This window comes from Selenomonas sp. oral taxon 126 (assembly GCF_001683335.1).
In the GTDB taxonomy this organism is placed as follows: domain Bacteria; phylum Bacillota; class Negativicutes; order Selenomonadales; family Selenomonadaceae; genus Centipeda.
On record NZ_CP016201.1, the window covers coordinates 1,824,014 to 1,826,205 of the forward strand.

Consider the following 2,192-nt stretch of genomic DNA (forward strand, 5'->3'; position numbering starts at 1 on the left):
AGGAAGAGCGAGGAGGACGTTTGAGAGCGATGAGCGGACGCGTAAAAGCCGCATTTTCTTTTTTGGGCATCCTGCTGATTGATCAGCTGGTCAAATACTATGTGGAACTCACGATGCTGCCGGGGGAGACCATTCCCGTTGCAGCGCCGTTTTTTCATATCACCTTCGTCCTCAATCCGGGGGCTGCGTTTGGAATCTTCCGCGATCAGCAGTGGCTCTTCCTCGCGACAGCGATCGTCTTCTCCGCCGCCTTCATTGCGTTCTATAGGCGTCTGCGCCGCAGCGGCAGCCTCATTCACTACGGCAGTGTTGTGCTTGCGGCGGGCGCTGTGAGCAACCTGATCGACCGCATCCGCCTCGGGCATGTTGTGGACTTCTTCGATTTCCGCATCTGGCCTGTGTTCAACATTGCAGATATTGCCATTGTCTTGGGGACGGCAGCCGTGCTCTGGGCGCTCTTCGTGCAGAAAAGGGAAATCCGATGATGAGCACTGTATTCATTGCCGAACACGCAGGCGAGCGTCTGGACGTGACCCTCGTGCGCCATATGCCCGACCTTTCACGCAGCTATGCGCAGCGCCTGATCGAGGCGGGGCAGGTCACGGTGGACGGCGCGGTGCGCAAGGGGAACTACAAGCTGCGCGGCGGCGAGGAGATCGTCTGCACTGTGCCGCCCGCCGAGGAGGTCGAGATCTGCGCGGAGGATATCCCGCTCGACGTGCTCTACGAGGACGAGGACATGATCGTCATCAACAAGCCGCGCGGCATGGTCGTGCATCCCGCAGCGGGCGTTACGTCAGGGACACTCGTCAACGCGCTGCTCCACCACTGCCGTGACCTCTCGGGCATCAATGGTGCGCTGCGCCCCGGCATTGTGCACCGCCTCGACAAGGATACCTCCGGCGTCATGGTTGCGGCAAAGAACGATATGGCGCATCACTTCCTTGCGCGTCAGATTCGGGACAAGGAGGCGCGGCGCGAATACCGTGCGATTGTGTACGGCAACATCGTGCCGCGCGCAGGGATCATCACGGGTGACATTGGGCGTCATCCGACCGACCGCAAGAAGATGGCAATCGTGCGCGAGAACGGCAAGCCTGCAACGACGCATTTCGAGGTGCTTGAGCGATTCGGCGCATATACCTATATATCCTGCCGACTCGAGACGGGGCGCACCCATCAGATCCGCGTTCATCTGACGAGCATAGGGCATCCGCTCGTGGGGGATACGAAGTACACGGCGAAGAAGAATCCCTTTGCCATCGCGGGGCAGGCGCTCCACTCGCTGACCCTCCGCCTTGCGCACCCGCGCACGGGGGAGGAGATGACGTTTACCGCACCGCTTCCCGCAGATATGGAGGAGATTTTGCATACGCTGCGCACGGACAGATAAGGAGGTACGCACATGACGGAATTTAGGGAAAAGGCAGTCCTCATGGACGACGATGGCATACGGCGCGCGCTCATGCGCATCGCACACGAGATTGTCGAGAAGAACAAGGGCACGGAGAATCTTGTGCTCGTCGGTATCCGCACGCGCGGCGTTCCCATTGCCGCGCGCATTGCGGAGGAGATTGCACGCATCGAGCAGCGGGAGCTGCCGCGCGGCGTGCTCGACATCACCCTCTACCGCGACGACCTCAATGAGCTCTCCTATCAGCCCGTCGTGCACCCGACGGAGATGCCGCACGACATCACGGGCAAGACCATCGTGCTCGTCGACGATGTGCTCTATACGGGCCGTACGATCCGCGCGGCGATGAACGCACTCCTCGACATCGGACGCCCGCGCATGATCCAGCTTGCCGTGCTCATCGACCGCGGGCACAGGGAGCTGCCCATCCGCGCGGACTACGTCGGCAAGAATGTGCCGACTGCCGCGATCGAGGATGTGTCCGTGCTGCTGAGAGACACGGATGGCGTGGAAAAGGTTGTTATTCGGGAACGGGTTTGATCTATTATCCGCAGGGGCTGTTGCACGAAGTCGTTTTGGCTCGTGCAGCAGCTCCTTTTTTCTGCCCTTGACGGAAGTTTTGCAATCGGGGTATAATATAAAGCATATTAGGGTGTTTGCAGGAGAGTTGCGTATGTGGGCAGCTCCTTGAAAGTGACGGAGCGATCGTATGATTTTTTACGGCGATAAGCAAAAGTCTATGTTGGATGAGGAACAGGCGGATGAACTGGAGGCGGGC

General features: G+C 59.5%; 3 protein-coding genes. All 3 read left to right on the plus strand.

Annotated elements, in window-relative coordinates; genetic code table 11:
* Positions 1-29: 29 nt before the first annotated feature.
* The 3 genes from lspA to pyrR are packed head-to-tail and all read left to right on the plus strand — an operon-like array spanning position 30 to position 1,954.
* The gene (gene lspA, locus AXF19_RS08215) at positions 30-485 is read left to right on the plus strand and encodes a signal peptidase II (RefSeq protein ID WP_066847488.1); all 456 of its coding nucleotides are present in this window, start codon (positions 30-32) and stop codon (positions 483-485) included.
* On the plus strand, positions 485-1,393 hold the full coding sequence (locus tag AXF19_RS08220; RefSeq protein WP_066847491.1) for an RluA family pseudouridine synthase: 909 nt from the start codon (positions 485-487) through the stop codon (positions 1,391-1,393). The genes lspA and AXF19_RS08220 overlap by 1 nt, the downstream gene beginning before the upstream one ends.
* Before the next feature lie 12 nt (positions 1,394-1,405).
* On the plus strand, positions 1,406-1,954 hold the full coding sequence (gene pyrR / locus AXF19_RS08225; RefSeq protein ID WP_066847494.1) for a bifunctional pyr operon transcriptional regulator/uracil phosphoribosyltransferase PyrR: 549 nt from the start codon (positions 1,406-1,408) through the stop codon (positions 1,952-1,954).
* Positions 1,955-2,192 lie beyond the last annotated feature (238 nt).